The 14,551-nt window shown below is 64.9% G+C and carries 16 protein-coding genes; 12 read left to right on the top strand and 4 right to left on the bottom strand.

Features of this window, described 5'->3' with window-relative positions:
- Positions 1 to 23 precede the first annotated feature (23 nt).
- The 3 genes from bamC (at position 24) to purC (ending at position 2,602) form a co-directional block, all read left to right on the top strand.
- Entirely contained in the window at positions 24 to 977 is a 954-nt protein-coding gene (gene bamC, locus DOM45_RS02790) for an outer membrane protein assembly factor BamC (protein WP_110597998.1), read from the top strand.
- The gene (locus tag DOM45_RS02785; protein ID WP_240612268.1) at positions 977 to 1,798 is read left to right on the top strand and encodes an MBL fold metallo-hydrolase; all 822 of its coding nucleotides are present in this window, start codon (positions 977 to 979) and stop codon (positions 1,796 to 1,798) included. The genes bamC and DOM45_RS02785 overlap by 1 nt, the downstream gene beginning before the upstream one ends.
- Positions 1,799 to 1,888: 90 nt before the next feature.
- Positions 1,889 to 2,602: a phosphoribosylaminoimidazolesuccinocarboxamide synthase gene (purC, locus tag DOM45_RS02780; protein WP_110597997.1), complete on the top strand. Its 714-nt coding sequence runs from the start codon at positions 1,889 to 1,891 to the stop codon at positions 2,600 to 2,602.
- A gap of 116 nt (positions 2,603 to 2,718) precedes the next feature.
- Here purC and DOM45_RS02775 read toward each other — a convergent pair whose 3' ends face one another.
- Positions 2,719 to 3,285, bottom strand: a complete 567-nt coding sequence (locus DOM45_RS02775) for a peptidylprolyl isomerase (RefSeq protein ID WP_110597996.1) — start codon at positions 3,283 to 3,285, stop codon at positions 2,719 to 2,721.
- 112 nt (positions 3,286 to 3,397) lie between these two features.
- On the opposite strand from DOM45_RS02775, the gene DOM45_RS02770 reads away from it, so the two are divergent.
- Entirely contained in the window at positions 3,398 to 3,919 is a 522-nt protein-coding gene (locus DOM45_RS02770) for a GNAT family N-acetyltransferase (RefSeq protein ID WP_110597995.1), read from the top strand.
- 5 nt (positions 3,920 to 3,924) lie between these two features.
- Here the strand turns inward: DOM45_RS02770 and tsaA are convergent, their stop codons facing one another.
- Positions 3,925 to 4,737 carry a tRNA (N6-threonylcarbamoyladenosine(37)-N6)-methyltransferase TrmO gene (gene tsaA / locus DOM45_RS02765; protein ID WP_110597994.1) on the bottom strand — a complete coding sequence of 271 codons (813 nt, stop codon included), beginning with the start codon at positions 4,735 to 4,737 and terminating at the stop codon, positions 3,925 to 3,927.
- 351 nt (positions 4,738 to 5,088) lie between these two features.
- Here tsaA and DOM45_RS02760 point away from each other — a divergent pair, with 351 nt between their 5' ends.
- The 4 genes from DOM45_RS02760 to fabF all read left to right on the top strand — a co-directional run bounded on the left by DOM45_RS02760 (position 5,089) and on the right by fabF (position 8,111).
- Positions 5,089 to 5,649: a cupin gene (locus DOM45_RS02760; protein WP_110597993.1), complete on the top strand. Its 561-nt coding sequence runs from the start codon at positions 5,089 to 5,091 to the stop codon at positions 5,647 to 5,649.
- Between the two features lie 42 nt (positions 5,650 to 5,691).
- Entirely contained in the window at positions 5,692 to 6,186 is a 495-nt protein-coding gene (locus DOM45_RS02755; RefSeq protein ID WP_110597992.1) for a GNAT family N-acetyltransferase, read from the top strand.
- A gap of 71 nt (positions 6,187 to 6,257) precedes the next feature.
- A complete protein-coding gene (locus DOM45_RS02750) occupies positions 6,258 to 6,836 on the top strand; it encodes a winged helix-turn-helix transcriptional regulator (RefSeq protein ID WP_110597991.1) in 579 nt (192 codons plus the stop codon).
- A gap of 12 nt (positions 6,837 to 6,848) precedes the next feature.
- The gene (gene fabF / locus DOM45_RS02745; protein WP_110597990.1) at positions 6,849 to 8,111 is read left to right on the top strand and encodes a beta-ketoacyl-ACP synthase II; all 1,263 of its coding nucleotides are present in this window, start codon (positions 6,849 to 6,851) and stop codon (positions 8,109 to 8,111) included.
- Positions 8,112 to 8,123: 12 nt separating this feature from the next.
- On the opposite strand, the gene DOM45_RS02740 is transcribed toward fabF, so the two are convergent.
- Positions 8,124 to 9,260: a LacI family DNA-binding transcriptional regulator gene (locus DOM45_RS02740; protein WP_162302590.1), complete on the bottom strand. Its 1,137-nt coding sequence runs from the start codon at positions 9,258 to 9,260 to the stop codon at positions 8,124 to 8,126.
- 12 nt (positions 9,261 to 9,272) lie between these two features.
- Here DOM45_RS02740 and DOM45_RS02735 point away from each other — a divergent pair, with 12 nt between their 5' ends.
- Genes DOM45_RS02735 through DOM45_RS02720 form a run of 4 tightly spaced genes read left to right on the top strand, consistent with a single transcriptional unit; the run spans position 9,273 to position 13,386 of the window.
- Complete coding sequence (locus DOM45_RS02735; protein WP_110597988.1) at positions 9,273 to 10,385, top strand: mandelate racemase/muconate lactonizing enzyme family protein; 1,113 nt, start codon at positions 9,273 to 9,275, stop codon at positions 10,383 to 10,385.
- 51 nt (positions 10,386 to 10,436) lie between these two features.
- A complete protein-coding gene (locus DOM45_RS02730) occupies positions 10,437 to 11,384 on the top strand; it encodes a Bug family tripartite tricarboxylate transporter substrate binding protein (protein WP_110597987.1) in 948 nt (315 codons plus the stop codon).
- Positions 11,384 to 11,890, top strand: a complete 507-nt coding sequence (locus tag DOM45_RS02725; RefSeq protein ID WP_110597986.1) for a tripartite tricarboxylate transporter TctB family protein — start codon at positions 11,384 to 11,386, stop codon at positions 11,888 to 11,890. Before DOM45_RS02730 ends, DOM45_RS02725 begins: the two co-directional genes overlap by 1 nt.
- A complete protein-coding gene (locus tag DOM45_RS02720) occupies positions 11,887 to 13,386 on the top strand; it encodes a tripartite tricarboxylate transporter permease (RefSeq protein ID WP_110597985.1) in 1,500 nt (499 codons plus the stop codon). The genes DOM45_RS02725 and DOM45_RS02720 overlap by 4 nt, the downstream gene beginning before the upstream one ends.
- Positions 13,387 to 13,456: 70 nt before the next feature.
- On the opposite strand, the gene DOM45_RS02715 is transcribed toward DOM45_RS02720, so the two are convergent.
- On the bottom strand, positions 13,457 to 14,251 hold the full coding sequence (locus DOM45_RS02715; protein ID WP_110597984.1) for an SDR family NAD(P)-dependent oxidoreductase: 795 nt from the start codon (positions 14,249 to 14,251) through the stop codon (positions 13,457 to 13,459).
- Between the last annotated feature and the right edge of the window lie 300 nt (positions 14,252 to 14,551).

Below are 14,551 nucleotides of genomic sequence, written 5' to 3'. Positions count from 1 at the left end.
TTGCTTCAAACAAAGGTGGATGCATGAAGCCCATCCTCAAATGGATGCCTCTGATGTTGTGCTCGTCGCTGGCCCTGTCCGGCTGCGGACTTTTCCAGGACGGTTACTATTACGACCGCAATGCCGAGTATCAGACGGCGGAGATGGCCAAGCCGCTGGAGCTGCCGGCTTCGCGCAATCAGGTGCGTTACCAGGATTCGATGCCCGTGCCCCAGGCCGACAGCGACTTCTCCACGTCGGACGCCGTCGACGATGCGCCTCGCCCGCAGCCGCTGGCATCGGGACAGAGCGACGAGCAGCCCTATGCCGAGCTGCGCCAGGCCGGTAGCGAGCATTGGCTTCTGGTCGATGCCGCGCCGGCCAGCGTATGGCCACGGCTGCAGGGCTTCGCCGTCGATCACGGCGTCAACCCGACGGCGATCAATGCCGCTGGCGGTCGCATCGAGACGGCGCAGGGTAGTGTGAGTCTGCGCCAGGGCCTGCGTAGCGGCACCAGTGAAGTCCGCTGCGACATCGGCGGCAGCGCCCAGTGCCTGAGCTCGATCAAGGCCTATCTGGACAGCAACCACACCGCGGATAGTGGTGTCTCGCTGGCCGCCCAGCCGCTCGATCAGAGCGAGCGCGTGAAGCTGCGCAATCGCGGCGGCAACTGGGAGCTCGACCTGGCGCTGGATGGCGAGCGCGCCTGGTCCGAACTCTACTATCAGTTGCAGAATGGCTTCGACAGCAACCGCCTGACGGTGACCGACCAGAACCGAAGCGCAGGCCAGTTCTTCATCGACTACCTGCCGCAGGATGCCGATGACGGTGGCTGGTTCAGCTGGTTCCGCAGCGATCCCCAGCCCGGCCACTATCGTCTCCAGCTCGACTCGAACGCCGGCAACAGCGTGGTGACGGTGGCCGGTGCCGATGGACAGCCGGTCGAGCCCGCCGCGGCCCGGGAGCTGCTGGATGCCATCGCGTCCACGCTGCGGTGATGTCACTGCCGTCGATGCCCGCTCAGCGCGCTCTACCCGGGGCGCGCTCCGAGCCGGGGCTCAGCTTCGCCTCGCTGGGCAGCGGTAGCAAGGGCAACGCGACCCTGGTCAGCGACGGCGAGACCCTGGTACTGGTGGACTGCGGATTCGGCGTGCGCGAGGCGGAGAAACGCCTCGCCCGTTGCGGCGTCCACCCGCGCCAGCTGGCCGCCATACTGGTCACGCACGAGCACAGCGACCATATCACCGGGGTCGGCGCGTTGGCGCGTCGCCATCAGCTGCCGGTCTATCTCAGTGCCGGCAGCTGGCTCTCCGGCAAGCTCGGCGACGTACCCCGCCATCAGCTTCTGGTGCCGCAGGCGCGCTTCGCCATCGGCGGGCTGGAGATCGACCCGGTCACCGTGCCCCACGATGCTCGCGAGCCGATCCAGTTCTGCTTCCGCGCCCACGGTCGCCGTCTCGGCGTGCTGACCGATCTCGGCCATCCGACATCCCACGTGGTCGACGCCTTCAGCGGCTGCGATGCGCTGTTCCTGGAGTGCAACCACGATCCGCGGATGCTGGCCGAGGGGCCTTACCCGCCGCATCTCAAGCGACGGGTCGCCGGTCGCTGGGGGCATCTGGCCAACGCTCAGGCGTCGGACCTGCTGCGGCGGCTGGGACTCGACCGGCTGCAGCGGATTGTCTGCTCGCACCTGTCGGCGCAAAATAACCACCCCGAGCGGGTACTGGAGGCGCTGGTGCCATTGCTCGACGGCGATGAATCGCGTCTGCTGGTCTCGACCCAGGATCGGGGTATCGACTGGCAGCAGGTGGCGTGACCTTGGCTCCCGCCCACCCCGTCGCCACATCACGCTACACACCCTCTTCATGAACCTGCTGCCCTACGGGGCCGCGACGGAGACAGCTCCATGCAAAAACGCGATCTTCTCTACGCCGGCAAGGCCAAGTCGGTCTACCTGAGCGACGACCCGCAGCGGCTCGTCCTGCACTTCCGCGACGATACCAGCGCCTTCGACGGCAAGAAGAAAGAGGCGCTCGAGCGCAAGGGAATGGTCAACAACAAGTTCAACGCGTTCATCATGGAGAAACTCCAGGCGGCCGGCATCCCCACGCATTTCGAGCAGCTGCTGTCGGACACCGAGTGCGTGGTCAAGAAGATGGAGATGATCCCGGTGGAGTGCGTGGTGCGTAACCTGGCCGCCGGCGGTCTGGTGCGCCGTCTCGGCGTCGAGGAGGGTATCGCCCTGAACCCGCCGACCTTCGAGCTGTTCCTCAAGAACGACGAGAAGGGCGATCCGATGATCAACGAGTCGCTGGCGGAGACGTTCGGCTGGGCGACGCCCGAGCAGCTGGCGACCATGAAGTCGCTGACGTTCCGGGTCAACGATGTGCTCAAACAGCTGTTTCTCGACGGTGGCATGCTGCTGGTGGACTACAAGCTCGAGTTCGGTCTCTTCGAGGGCGAGATCGTGCTGGGCGACGAGTTCTCGCCGGACGGTTGCCGACTGTGGGATGCCGAGACGCGCGAGAAGCTGGACAAGGATCGCTTCCGCCAGGGCCTTGGCGGTGTGATCGAGGCCTACGAAGAGGTGGGGCGCCGTCTGGGCATGACCTTCGATTGAGCCTTCGCCTGCCGTTTGAGCGAAGAAGCCCCGGCNNGCCGGGGCTTCTTCGTGTCGGGCCCGAGATGCCGGTGGGCCGTGGCAGGAAAGCGGCGTCTCGGGGGGCGTCGCCGGGATCAGTCCAGGCGCTCGGCGCCGGTGATCGTGATCGGGGTCCTGGGCACGTCGGCGTGCGGTCCCTGGCGTCCGGTAGGCGTTTCGGCGATCTTGTCGACCACGTCCATGCCCGACACGACATGACCGAACACCGTGTAGCCCGGGTTGTAGAGGTCGCGATAATTCAGCGCACTGTTGTCGACCAGGTTGATGAAGAACTGGCTGGTGGCGGAATCCGGATTGGCGGTGCGCGCCATGGCGATGGTGCCGCGGGTGTTGTCGAGACCGCTCTTCTCCAGCGGGATCGGCGGGTGAGTCTGCTTGGGCTCGAGGTCTGCCGTCATGCCGCCGCCCTGGATCATGAAATCCTGCATGACACGGTGAAAGACCGTGCCGGCGTAGAAGTCCTCATCGACGTAGCGCAGGAAGTTCTCCACCGTCTTGGGCGCTGCCTTGGCGTCGAGCTCCACCTCGATGGGGCCCTGGCTCGTCTCCAGGCGCACGTGGGGATGGTCGGCATCGGCGAGCGCCGGCAGCGAGAACAGGGTCAGGGCGGACAGGCACAGCGGGATCAGCGACTTTCGCATCGAAGGCACTCCAGTCTTTCATCGAAGCTCGCCAGCCTAGCGGCATCCGGGCGGGCTTGCCAGCGCCGGCCGGGGCGTCCACACCGCCAACGGGCCAATGACGAGGTGAAACATGACACGCCTTGAGACCGACCGACTGGTCCTGAGGAAGCCGGATAGCGCCGATGGACCGCGGCTGTTCGCGATCTACGGCGATCCCGAGACCCACCGCTTCAATCCGGCCGGCCCCCATACCGACGCCGCGGTATCGATGGCGGTGCTGAGCGGGTGGCTCGACCACTGGCAGCGCCACGGCTTCGGGATATGGGCCATCGAGGAGAAGGCGAATCCGGGCGGCGTCATCGGCTTTGGCGGTCTGGGCTGGACGAAAGAGGCGGGCTGGGGCTGGATGCTGAACCTGGGATATCGCTTCTCCCCCGCCGCGTGGGGCAAGGGGTATGCCACCGAGATGGGCCAGGGCGCGGTCGACTACGCGGCCGAGCGACTGGCGGCGGACAGGGTGCACGGCCTGGTTCGTCCGCAACACGCGAAGTCGGTTCGGGTCCTGCACAAGCTGGGCTTCCGCGACGTCGGCACGCTGGAAGACACGCCGGGCGAGCCGGCGAGCCTGGTGCTCGAGCGACTGCTGCGCTGAGCCAGTCAGCGCGGCTCGATCGCCGCTACCCGAATTTCGATGTCGCCGTCGCGCTCGTCGACCAGAAAGCGAACGTTGACGTCGCGCAGCAGGACGCCATAGGGCTTCGAGGCGCCCTGTCGGGCCGTGGCGCTGCCGTGGTAGGCGGGGCGCGGATCCTGCGCCAGTACCTCCTCGATCAGCCGAGCCAGCGACTCGCCGTCGGCGTGCCGACGAAGTGCTTCGCCGGCAGCAGCATCGAAGACGACGCGGCAGCGGGGCGGCGAGGCGGGCGCGAAACCGGCGTCGGCGTCGGGGCGGGACTCCGCCCAAGGGAGATACGGCTTGATGTCGAGGATCGGGGTGGCGTCGCATAGATCGTGCCCGCGCAGGTGCAGCTTGACCCGGCTCTCGTGCCCGGCAAGCCGCGAACCGGCGATCGGCGCGCGAGCCCGCGAAGGGCGCGGGCTGCACTCCACCTCGACCAGTTCAACCAGCGACTGACCAAGCCGATTGGGGCGGTGAGTGCTTCGACTGGCGAACACGCCGACACGGCGATTGCCGCCCAGGCGCGGCGGCCGAACCCGTGGCTTCCACGTCAGCGGGCTGCGATCGAACAGGAACGTCAGCCAGAGATGGCTCATCGCCTCGACGCCCTCGACGGCAAGCGGGTCGTCGAAAGGCGGCGCCAGATAGAGAATCGCCCGCGCCGACGGCGCCAGCCCGGGTTGCCGGGGGACTCCGAACTTGTCGGGGTAGTCGCTGGCCACGTGACCGATCGCCTCCAGCGTGAAGGTGTCGTCGGGCGAAGGGGGGCCGAGGCGGGGCGGTTGTGTCATCGAATCACGCTTCTCGAGGTGAAATTGGGTATTGGTGCCATACTGCAGTGACGTCAGGGCTGTCGACGTGTCGGCACGAGCCGCGTTGCGGCGCCGGAAGGTGGCAGGCAAGGTGCGAGATGCCGAGGGTGGCGGTTGCCTGTCACACCCCGTGATGCCGTGCCAAGGGCCGCGTCATCTGGAACCTTGCAACGCAACATCGTGGGTTGCCCGTTGGTCACACCAGACCAGGCGCCGCCTGCCGGGTCTCGCATCCTGGCCGGTGGTGTGGCCGTGGATGAAACGTCGACAGTCGCCAAGCTCGCCGGACACGAGAGTTAAGGCTCCCATGATACCAAGGAGAGGTGTTGGATGAGTTTCTTGCATGTATATCACGAGGCGGACGGTGATCAGCCGCTGTTGAGCAGCCACGATGCCTATCGTATCTCTCTCGAACTCAGCTCCATCGAGGTCTATTTCGATCGGCGCGAGTTGACGGAGCTACCGGTCGGTGTCGATCGTCGCCAGCTCATGGTGCTGAACAACGATGCGGCGGAGGAGATCCAGCAGCTCAGCGGTCGCCGTCACTGCGACCTGCGCGGCATGAGCCCGCAATACCCCGATCTCGAACTCAGGCGGGAGTTGTTGTGCACCGAGTCGGCGAGCGATGAGGAGGCCTGGCATCTGTTTCTGAGGGGGCAGGCGATCTTCTATTTTCACCTCGACCACCGGGTGTATGTCGTCGGCTGCGACCGGGGCGATCTGATTTCGGTGCCGGCAGGGCTGCCGCACTGGCTGGATATTGGCCCCGAACCCGACTTTCTGGTGCTGACGATGTGCAACGTCCCGTCCCATGACGTGATCGCGACGGCGAGTGATATCGCTCTCCGGTTTCCGCGCTTCGAGAAGTTGGTCGACGCTGTAACGGCTTGAGACGGCAGCCATGCCGTCCCCGATGGCAGGAGAGAGATCGCCATGCTCGAACGAACCCGCTTTCGCCAGGCCCTGCCCAGAGACGCCTCGGATCAGGCCGAGGTCTTTCACCATGCGATCATGGAGGGGGCCGCGGGGCACTACACGCTGGCCCAGCGCGAGGCCTGGGCCGGCTCGCTGCCGCGTACCGCGGAGGCGTGGGCGGCACGCCAGGTCCTCTATCCGACCCTGGTCGCCGAGTGTGATGGCCACTGCATCGGCTTTTGCGAGCGCGATGCCACGGCTGGCCGCATCGAGACGCTCTACGTCTGGCCCTCGGTTGCCCGCCAGGGGGTAGGCGCACGCCTGCTGGCGCTGTCCGTCGAGGCGGTGCGGGAATCGGGCGTCGCGGAGGTGTCGATCGAAGCCAGCCTGATGCTGGCGTCTTCGCTCTCCGGGCGCGGCTGGGAGACCCTCGGCGAGGAGTGGGTCGAGCGCCGCGGCGAACGGCTGGCGAGGGTGCGAATGCGTCTTCCGCCCGAGTCGTCCGGTGAATAGCGGGGTTTTCATGATGGCGGCCCCGGTCGGGATTCCCTTGCCGCGGAAAATTCGGTAGAGTCGCTTCCATAATGAAAGTGACCGATGATAGCTCACCCCTCTGCCCGGTAGCCCGCGCGCTGACCTGCGTTGGCGACAGCTGGACCCTGTTGATCCTGCGCGACGCCATGCAGGGCGCGCGTCGCTTCGACGAGTTCCAGCGCGGCCTGGGTATCGCTTCCAGCATGCTGACGCGACGGCTGGAGCGCATGGTCTCCAACGAACTGCTCGAGAAACGCTGCTATCAGCGGCATCCGCCGCGTTACGAGTATCATCTGACGGCCAAGGGCCACGACCTCGCTCCGGTCATCCTGACACTCTACCGCTGGGGCGAGCAGCATCTGCCGATCGAAGCCGATGGTTTTCGGCTCGTCGATCGACGGACCCAGGGCCCTGTCGAGCCAATCCTCTACGACCGATGCCACGATCGACCACTGTCCCCCGGGGACGTGTGTCTGGCCCCGGGGCCCGATGCCAATCCGGCGGTCCATGCCCGTGTCGAACGTATGCGCAACGCCTTCGAACGAGGCGATTTTCCCGACTCGCAGCCAGCGGCGGCGCGCGCCGACTGCCGGGCCGCCATGGCGGCGAGTGACTCGATCAATGAATGAAAGGACATCGTCATGCGACGTATCGTAGTGACCGGTATGGGGCTTCTCACGCCACTGGGTTGTGGCGTCGAAACGGTATGGCAGCGTCTGCTGTCGGGCGCTTCCGGTCTGCGCAAGCTGCCGGCGGAAGTCGTCGAGGGGCTGGCGGCCGGCGTCGGCGGGCCGGTGCCGACCATCGCCGAGGACAGCGCGGGGTTCGACCCCGACGCCACCATGGACCCGAAGGAGCGGCGCAAGATGGACCGCTTCATCCAGATGGCCGTCGCGGCGGCGGAAGAGGCACTGGCCCAGGCCAACTGGTATCCGAAGACGGAAGCGGAACAGGAGCGCACCGCGACCCTGATCGGCTCGGGCATCGGCGGCTTCCCGGCGATTGCCGATGCCGTGCGTACCACCGACAGTCGCGGCCCACGCCGCTTGTCGCCGTTCACGATTCCCTCGTTCCTGGCCAACCTGGCTTGTGGCCAGGTGTCGATTCGCCATGGCTTCAAGGGCCCGCTCGGGGCCCCGGTGACCGCCTGCGCCGCCGGCCTGCAGGCGATCGGCGACGCTGCGCGGATGATTCACGCAGGCGAAGCCGATGTCGCTCTCTGCGGCGGCAGTGAAGCCTGTATCGATCGTGTCAGCCTCGGTGGCTTCGCCGCCGCCAAGGCGCTGTCGAGCCATTTTAACGACACTCCGGAGCAGGCTTCCCGCCCCTTCGATCAGGCGCGGGACGGCTTCGTCATGGGCGAGGGTGCCGGTCTGATCGTGATCGAGACGCTCGAGCACGCGCTGGCGCGTGGTGCCACGCCCATCGCGGAGCTGGTCGGCTACGGCACCACGTCCGACGCCTACCACATGACCGCCGGTCCGGAGGACGGCTCCGGCGCGGCACGGGCGATGAAGATTGCGCTGCGCCAGGCCGGGCTGGAAGCGAGCGATATCCAGCACCTCAATGCCCATGCCACCTCGACCCCGGTGGGCGATCGTGGGGAGTTGGCGGCGATCCATGGGCTGTTCGGCGACCACTCGCCGGCGATCAGCGCCACCAAGGCGACCACGGGCCACCTGCTGGGTGCTGCCGGCGGGGTGGAGGCGATCTTCACCGTGATGGCGCTCCACGATCAGGTGGCGCCGCTGACCCGCAATTACACCGATCCCGATCCGATGGCGGCGGATCTGGACGTGGTTCACGGCGAGTCGCGCCAGATGCCGATGGAGCATGCGATCTGTAACGGTTTCGGCTTCGGTGGGGTCAACGCCAGCGCGATCTTCAAGCGCTATGAGAGCTGATCGCGAGTCTCGCTACGTGGTACCGCGCTCGATGATCTCGAACTCGATGCTTTGGCAGGTGGTGAAGTCGGGATCATCGAAGCGTGCCATCAGCGCGACGGCCGACCGCTTGCCGAGCTCATAGCGAGGCACACGGATACTGGTCAGCGATGGCCGAATGTGCCGCGCGATAGGCGTATCGTGCAAGCCGATGATGGCGAGCTGGTCGGGAATGCCGACCTGATGCTCGAGACACCAGGTCAACGCCCCGAGTGCCATGGAGTCGCCATTGAAGAAGAGCGCATCGGGGCGCGGATCGCGCGCCATCAGGGTCGGCATGATGTGGCGGCCATCGTCCATCGTCGTACCGATGTGTACGGCAGCGTCCGCATGGGGCAACTGGTGTGCCGCCAACGTTTCGATGACTCCGGCGCGCCGCTGTTCGGCGCGAGGGCGATCCAGCGGCGACAGGAACAGGATGTGTCGCCTCCCTTTGGCGATCAGAAACTCGGTCGCCGCTTTCGCCATGGCCCGGTTGGAGAAGCCGACCACCATATCGAGCGGATCGGAGGGTAGATCCCAGGTCTCCACGACGGGAATATGATTTCTCGTCAATAGGTCGCGTGTCTTGGGGTTGGTAATGGGCCCTGGAATGATCAGGCCGTCGATCTGGCGTCCCAGGAAGGCGCGAACCAGCTCCTCCTCCCTGATCGGATCGTAATTCGACAATCCCACCAGTAAATCGAGTCCCGAAGCGACGAGTTCGTCGGAGATGCCCTGCACGGTATCCGAGTAGACCGAGTCCTCGAGGGTCGGGACGATGACGCCAATGACGCCCGAGCGGTTCGACACCAGGCTGCGAGCCATGGCGTTGGCGACATAACCGATCTCCTCTGCCGCTTTCTTGACACGCTCGATGGTCGCGTCGCGCACCACTTCGGGGGTGTTGAGAGCGCGCCATGCAGTAATGAACGAGACCCCGGCGGCCTTGGCTACATCGTCGATACGGGGCTTGCGCTTGTGCATCTCTTCACCATTTCGAGTGCCGTCGGTTCTGGACCGATAGAGAATATCACACCCTGATTGAGCCACTTTCGTCGTATTGACACAGACCCTGCCAAAAAATGATAAAGGTTTATCATTTTTATCGAGTGCGTTGCGGAAAGCCATCGGAGTCCATGGATGACCAAGGGAAACATCATTACCGAAGTGCGAATCAGAGAGGTCAGGGTCACTGCCCGGACGCTGTGGCGCCATGTTCTTGTCGCCACCAGGGAAGGCCTCGTGGGCATCGGTGAGGCTACCTTCGATGCTGCGCCGGCCGACATGAACAGGCGGCTGTCGCGTGCTGGAGAGGCGCTTGTCGGGAAGACGTCGGATGAGGAGACCCTGGCTGCGTTGGCCTCCCTGACACAGGGGGACATGGCCGATGCGACCATCTTCTCGGCGCTCGATCAGGCGCTGACGGACCTGCGGGGACAGCAGGCCGAAAAACCCTGTTTCCTTCTGCTACGGGACGAGGCGAAGGCTTTCCCCGTAGCGCTCTATGCAAACATCAACCGCAAGACGCGAAGCCGACGGGCGGAAGAGTTCGCCGCGAACGCCCTGGAGGCCGAGAGGGAAGGGTTCCAGGCCGTGAAACTGGCGCCGTTCGATGCGCTTACCCCCGAGCTGGCGGAGACCGAGCAGGGGCAGTCGCTGATCGCCGCCGGGATCGAACGTATCGCAGCCGTGGCCAATGCCGTTTCGCCCCGCACGGCGTTGCAGGTCGACTGTCATTGGCGTTTTTCGCCGCGTGCGGCATCCCGCTTGATCGATGAACTGGCCGAACTCGGCGTGCGTTGGCTCGAGTGTCCGCTTCCCGAAACGGTCGCGAACATCGACGATCTGGCTCGCCTGCGTCGTCAGGCCAACACTGCAGGCATGCGGCTCGCGGGCCTGGAAAACCTCTGTGGATGGGAGCGTTTCGAGCCCTTCGTGTCGGGTGGCTGCTACGACGTGGTCATGCCGGACATCAAGCATTGCGGCGGCTACCGCTCGATGCTGGAAATCGCCAGGCGTGCCGAGCAGCACGGAGTCGCCGTTTCGCCTCACAACCCTTCCGGGCCGATCTGCCACCAAGCCAGCGTTCATGCCACGACCGCCATTGGCGGTCATGAGCGTCTCGAAATCCAGTGGCGCGAAACACCGATGTTCGAAAGCATCACGACTCCTGGGGCGGTATTCGACAATGCCATGTCCCGGGCTTCCGAAAGCCCGGGGCTGGGCATGACTCTCATGGCCACCGAGTCGTGACGGCATATCAACGTTCGTAACGCGGCTAGTCAGCCGACGAAAGGAGGCAGAATGAAATTAACGACCAGTCTTATGCTTGCGCTTCTGACCGCCGTCACCGTGTCGCCGGCGATGGCAGACGACTACCCCGACCGCCCGATCAAGGTGATCGTGCCTCATGGCGCCGGTGGGTCGACGGATATCACCACCCGACTACTGGTCGAGCCGCTCTCCGAACGGCTCGGGCAAGGTCTCGCAGTCGCCAACGTGACCGGCGGCGGTACGGCGATCGGTGCCCAGGAGGCAGCGCGCAGCCGAGCGGACGGCTATACCCTGCTGTCGACCCACGAGGCGCTGCTGACCTCTTCGGCAATGGGGGTCAATACCATGGGGCCGGACAGCGTCACACCGATCGCGCAGGTTGGCCTGGAACGCCAGATCATCGCCGTGCGCCAGGATAGCCCGATGCAGAACCTTCAGGATTTCTACGCTGCCGCCGCGGCCGGTGGGGTGAAACCCAAGCTCGGGGTCAGTCCCGGCGCTGCCAATCACTTCGCCTTCATGCGAATACTGCAGCCCGTTGCCGACCCCGAGGTCACCTTCGTCCCTACCGGTGGAGGCGGCCCATCCATGAAGGCGCTGCTGTCGGGCACCATCGATGTGGGGACCTTCGTGGTCTCGGAGGCCCGAGACCAGATCGAGGCGGGCAATATTCGTGCCCTCGCTACCTTCGGGCCGCAACGCCACGCTGATCTTCCCGATGTGGAAACGTCTGGCGAACAGGGATACCCGATGGATATCGGTATTCACTATGTCTGGTACGCCCCCAAGGGCACGCCGGCAGACCGCATCGACATCGTCGCCGATGCCATCGAAGCCATCGTCGGGGACGAGCAGTTCCAGCAGCGGATGCTCGATCGTTCCATCGAACCGGATTTCGAGCGTGGTGAGGCGCTGAGCCAGGATCTGGACGCGCGTTGGCAGACGATGCAGAGCGTGGCCGAGGAGCTGCGCCCGTGATGGCCTCGCTGTCGTGGCAGTGGCGAGTCGAGGCGCTCGCCGCAGTCGCCTTCATGATTCTCGGCGTGGTGGTCTGGCATGCGGGAGACGTCATTCCTCCCTCGTTCATGGATACCGGATTTGGCGCAGGGCTACTGCCGAAATGGCTCGGTGGAGTGCTGATCCTGCTGGCGGCCCTGCTTCTGCTGGAGACGATGACGGCGGGGCGCCGCGCGACCGACCCTCGAACGGCACCGCCAGCGGAACCTGACCACGAGGCATCCCCACGACTGCGGGGCGCTTGGAAGCCTGGCGCACTGCTGCTGCTGCTGGTGCTGATGTTGGTCAACGCCGATTACCAGCTAATACCGTTCTACCTCTCCGTGGCGATTTTCATCTTTGCCGTCATCCTGATGCTCGAAGGGCTTGGCAAGAAGGCGCTCGTCATCGCGTCGAGCGTCGCTTTCGCGACGACGGTGGTGGTCTGGATCGTCTTCTCGCAACTGTTCATGGTGATTATCCAATGACAGCGGAACTGCTTTCGTCCTTCGGTACGATGCTGAGTCCCGGCGTGCTGGCACTGTTGGTACTGGGGACGGTGCTCGGCGTCGTCTTTGGTGCCATACCGGGCCTGAACGGCGGCATGCTGGTGGCGCTGAGCCTGCCACTGACGTTCGGGTGGCATCCGCTGACCGCCATTGCGCTATTGATCGGCCAGTACGTGGGATCGATTGCCGGCGGGCTCATATCGGCGACGCTGCTCAACATTCCCGGCTCCCCATCCAACATGATGACGACGCTCGATGCCATGCCGATGGCTCGTCGCGGGCAGGCGGTCAGGGCGTTACAGCTGGGTATCGTCGCCTCGTTCTTCGGCGGACTGGTCTCGTGGCTGGCCCTGGTGTTTCTATCTCCGCCCCTGGCGACGTTCGCCTTGCGTTTCGGGCCACCCGAGTACTTTGCGCTGGTCCTGTCGGCGATGGCGTTGATCGCCACCCTGAGCGCCGGTTCCTTGACCCGGGGGCTTCTGGCAGGCGCGCTGGGGATGATTGCGGCGTTGCCAGGGCTGGATCAGGTGACGGCCCAGACAAGGCTGACCTTCGGTTTCGGTCAAATGGCAGGAGGTTTCGAACTGCTGGCCGTCTTGATCGGTATTTTTGCCGTGTCTCAACTGATCAGCGATGCGCGCCCTCAGAGAACGGCCGAGATCATCACTCTCGCGAAGGGCTCCAGATCCATTCGGATAAGCGATTTCTTGCGTCAGAAATGGAATCTTTTGCGCTCGTCGCTGATCGGCACCTGGGTCGGCATACTGCCGGGCGTCGGCGGGTCGGTGGGCTCCATCATGGCTTACGCCAGCGCTCGTTCGATGTCCAGGACACCCGAACAGTTCGGCAAGGGCAGCGAAGAGGGGGTTCTGGCATCGGAGTCCGCCAATAACGCCACCATCGGTGGCGCCATCATTCCGATGATCACCATGGGCATCCCGGGTTCCATCATCGATGTCATATTGATCGCCGCGCTCACGGTACACGACATCCGTCCGGGACCACTGCTGTTCCAGTCCAACCCCGAAGTCGTTTACGGATTCATGTCGTCGCTGCTGCTGGCGAATATCGTGATGGTGGTATTCATGCTGGTGGCGCTGCGCTGGCTGGCCCGACTGATGACGGTGCCCAAGTCGGTTCTCGTCCCCACCCTCCTGGTGTGCTGCATCCTGGGAACCTACGCCGTCAACAATCGGCTCTTCGACGTCTGGGTCATGCTCGCTTTCGGGCTCGTCGGGCTGGCCTTCCGCGGCTTGAAGTTGCCGATCGCCCCCTTCGTGATCGGCTTCATCCTGACGCCGATTGCCGAGGTCAATCTACGCAGCGCGCTCATTGCCAACGAGGGCGACTGGACGATCTTCTTCACCCGGCCCATCGCCGGCGTCTTCATGGTCCTGGCGATACTCTTCTTGCTGGCGCCGTTGGCCGGCTATCTGAGAAAACGCCTGGGGTCACGGTCAGCCGCGCCGACCTGAAACGAACCGGGCCAGTGATCGAGTCACTGGCCCGGTTCGTTTCAGGGGAAGCTTTTCGCAACCCTCAACCTCAGGCCATGGTATCGACGATGCCGCCTTCCACTCGCATTGCGGCGCCGGTAGTGGCGCTGGCCTGGGGCGAGGCGAGGTAGACACTGAGGTTGGCGACTTCCTCGACTTCGGCCACGCGCTGGATGATCGAGGACGGGCGGTTCTCCTTGACGAAGTTGGCTTCCGCCTCGGCCTCGCTGATGCCCTGCTGGCGGGCGATATCGGCGATCATCTTGCCCACGCCTTCCGATTTGGTCGGCCCCGGTAGCACGGCGTTGACGGTGACCTGGGTGCCGGCGAGCACCTTGGCCAGGCCTCTGGAGATCGACTGCACCGCGCTCTTGGTCATGCCGTAGTGGACCATCTCGGCGGGGATGTTGAGTGCGGATTCGCTCGACAGGAACTGGATACGCCCCCAGTCGCGCTCTTTCATTCCCTGGGCGTAGTGGCGCGACAGCCGCACCGCGCTCATCACGTTGACGTCGAAGAACTGCTGCCACTCCTCATCCGGGATCTCGAAGAAATCCTTGGGTCCGAAGATGCCGACGTTGTTGATCAGGATGTCGCAGGAGGGCTTCCGGTCGATGAGTGTGCGGCAACCCTCGGCCGTCCCCAGGTCCGCCGCGACCCCGTCCACGGTTGCGCCCGGGCGCTTGCGCTCGAGCTGGGCGATGGCGTCGTCGACCCGCGCCTGGGTTCGCCCGGTGATGGTGACGGCCGCACCGGCGCCGGCCAGCCCCTCGGCGATGGCCAGCCCGATGCCGGCGGTAGAGCCGGTGACGATGGCGGTCTTGCCTGTCAGATCGATTTTCATCAGGTCTCTCCTTTGTCCTGCGCTGTGGTCTGCGTTTCGCGCGAGTCACGCCGTCTCGAGAGCGAGGGTGATGGCTCCGACGAAAGTCGCGGGGGTACACTTCGAGATCGGGGCATTGGCAGCGAACACAACCCCGTGGGGTCTTTCAGCGTAGGACGCTTTTCGCAATTCGCCGTCCCATTGCTGAAAGCCGCCTGGCTGCCGCCTCCTTATACTCAACTGAAACAACCCTAGGGAAACGCTGAATAGATCGACGAGCAGGATGAAGCGCAAGACGCACGGAGTGCGGGAGCCGGAGCC

Origin of the sequence: Salinicola lusitanus (assembly GCF_003206045.1) — a bacterium.
In the GTDB taxonomy this organism is placed as follows: Bacteria; Pseudomonadota; Gammaproteobacteria; order Pseudomonadales; family Halomonadaceae; genus Salinicola; species Salinicola lusitanus.
The sequence above is the reverse complement of the archived record's forward strand: the minus strand, read 5'-3'. Positions and strand labels throughout refer to the sequence as shown.

Excerpts from the sequence above, each read along its gene's own strand:
- DOM45_RS02720 (WP_110597985.1), top strand. The coding sequence starts at position 11,887 with ATGACAGCGGAACTGCTTTCGTCCTTCGGTACGATGCTGAGTCCCGGC.
- bamC (WP_110597998.1), top strand. The coding sequence starts at position 24 with ATGAAGCCCATCCTCAAATGGATGCCTCTGATGTTGTGCTCGTCGCTG.
- DOM45_RS02785 (WP_240612268.1), top strand. The coding sequence starts at position 977 with ATGTCACTGCCGTCGATGCCCGCTCAGCGCGCTCTACCCGGGGCGCGC.
- DOM45_RS02755 (WP_110597992.1), top strand. The coding sequence starts at position 5,692 with ATGCTCGAACGAACCCGCTTTCGCCAGGCCCTGCCCAGAGACGCCTCG.
- purC (WP_110597997.1), top strand. The coding sequence starts at position 1,889 with ATGCAAAAACGCGATCTTCTCTACGCCGGCAAGGCCAAGTCGGTCTAC.
- DOM45_RS02770 (WP_110597995.1), top strand. The coding sequence starts at position 3,398 with ATGACACGCCTTGAGACCGACCGACTGGTCCTGAGGAAGCCGGATAGC.
- DOM45_RS02725 (WP_110597986.1), top strand. The coding sequence starts at position 11,384 with ATGGCCTCGCTGTCGTGGCAGTGGCGAGTCGAGGCGCTCGCCGCAGTC.
- DOM45_RS02715 (WP_110597984.1), bottom strand. The coding sequence starts at position 14,251 with ATGAAAATCGATCTGACAGGCAAGACCGCCATCGTCACCGGCTCTACC.
- DOM45_RS02760 (WP_110597993.1), top strand. The coding sequence starts at position 5,089 with ATGAGTTTCTTGCATGTATATCACGAGGCGGACGGTGATCAGCCGCTG.
- DOM45_RS02735 (WP_110597988.1), top strand. The coding sequence starts at position 9,273 with ATGACCAAGGGAAACATCATTACCGAAGTGCGAATCAGAGAGGTCAGG.
- tsaA (WP_110597994.1), bottom strand. The coding sequence starts at position 4,737 with ATGACACAACCGCCCCGCCTCGGCCCCCCTTCGCCCGACGACACCTTC.
- DOM45_RS02740 (WP_162302590.1), bottom strand. The coding sequence starts at position 9,260 with ATGGCTTTCCGCAACGCACTCGATAAAAATGATAAACCTTTATCATTT.
- DOM45_RS02730 (WP_110597987.1), top strand. The coding sequence starts at position 10,437 with ATGAAATTAACGACCAGTCTTATGCTTGCGCTTCTGACCGCCGTCACC.
- DOM45_RS02775 (WP_110597996.1), bottom strand. The coding sequence starts at position 3,285 with ATGCGAAAGTCGCTGATCCCGCTGTGCCTGTCCGCCCTGACCCTGTTC.
- fabF (WP_110597990.1), top strand. The coding sequence starts at position 6,849 with ATGCGACGTATCGTAGTGACCGGTATGGGGCTTCTCACGCCACTGGGT.
- DOM45_RS02750 (WP_110597991.1), top strand. The coding sequence starts at position 6,258 with ATGAAAGTGACCGATGATAGCTCACCCCTCTGCCCGGTAGCCCGCGCG.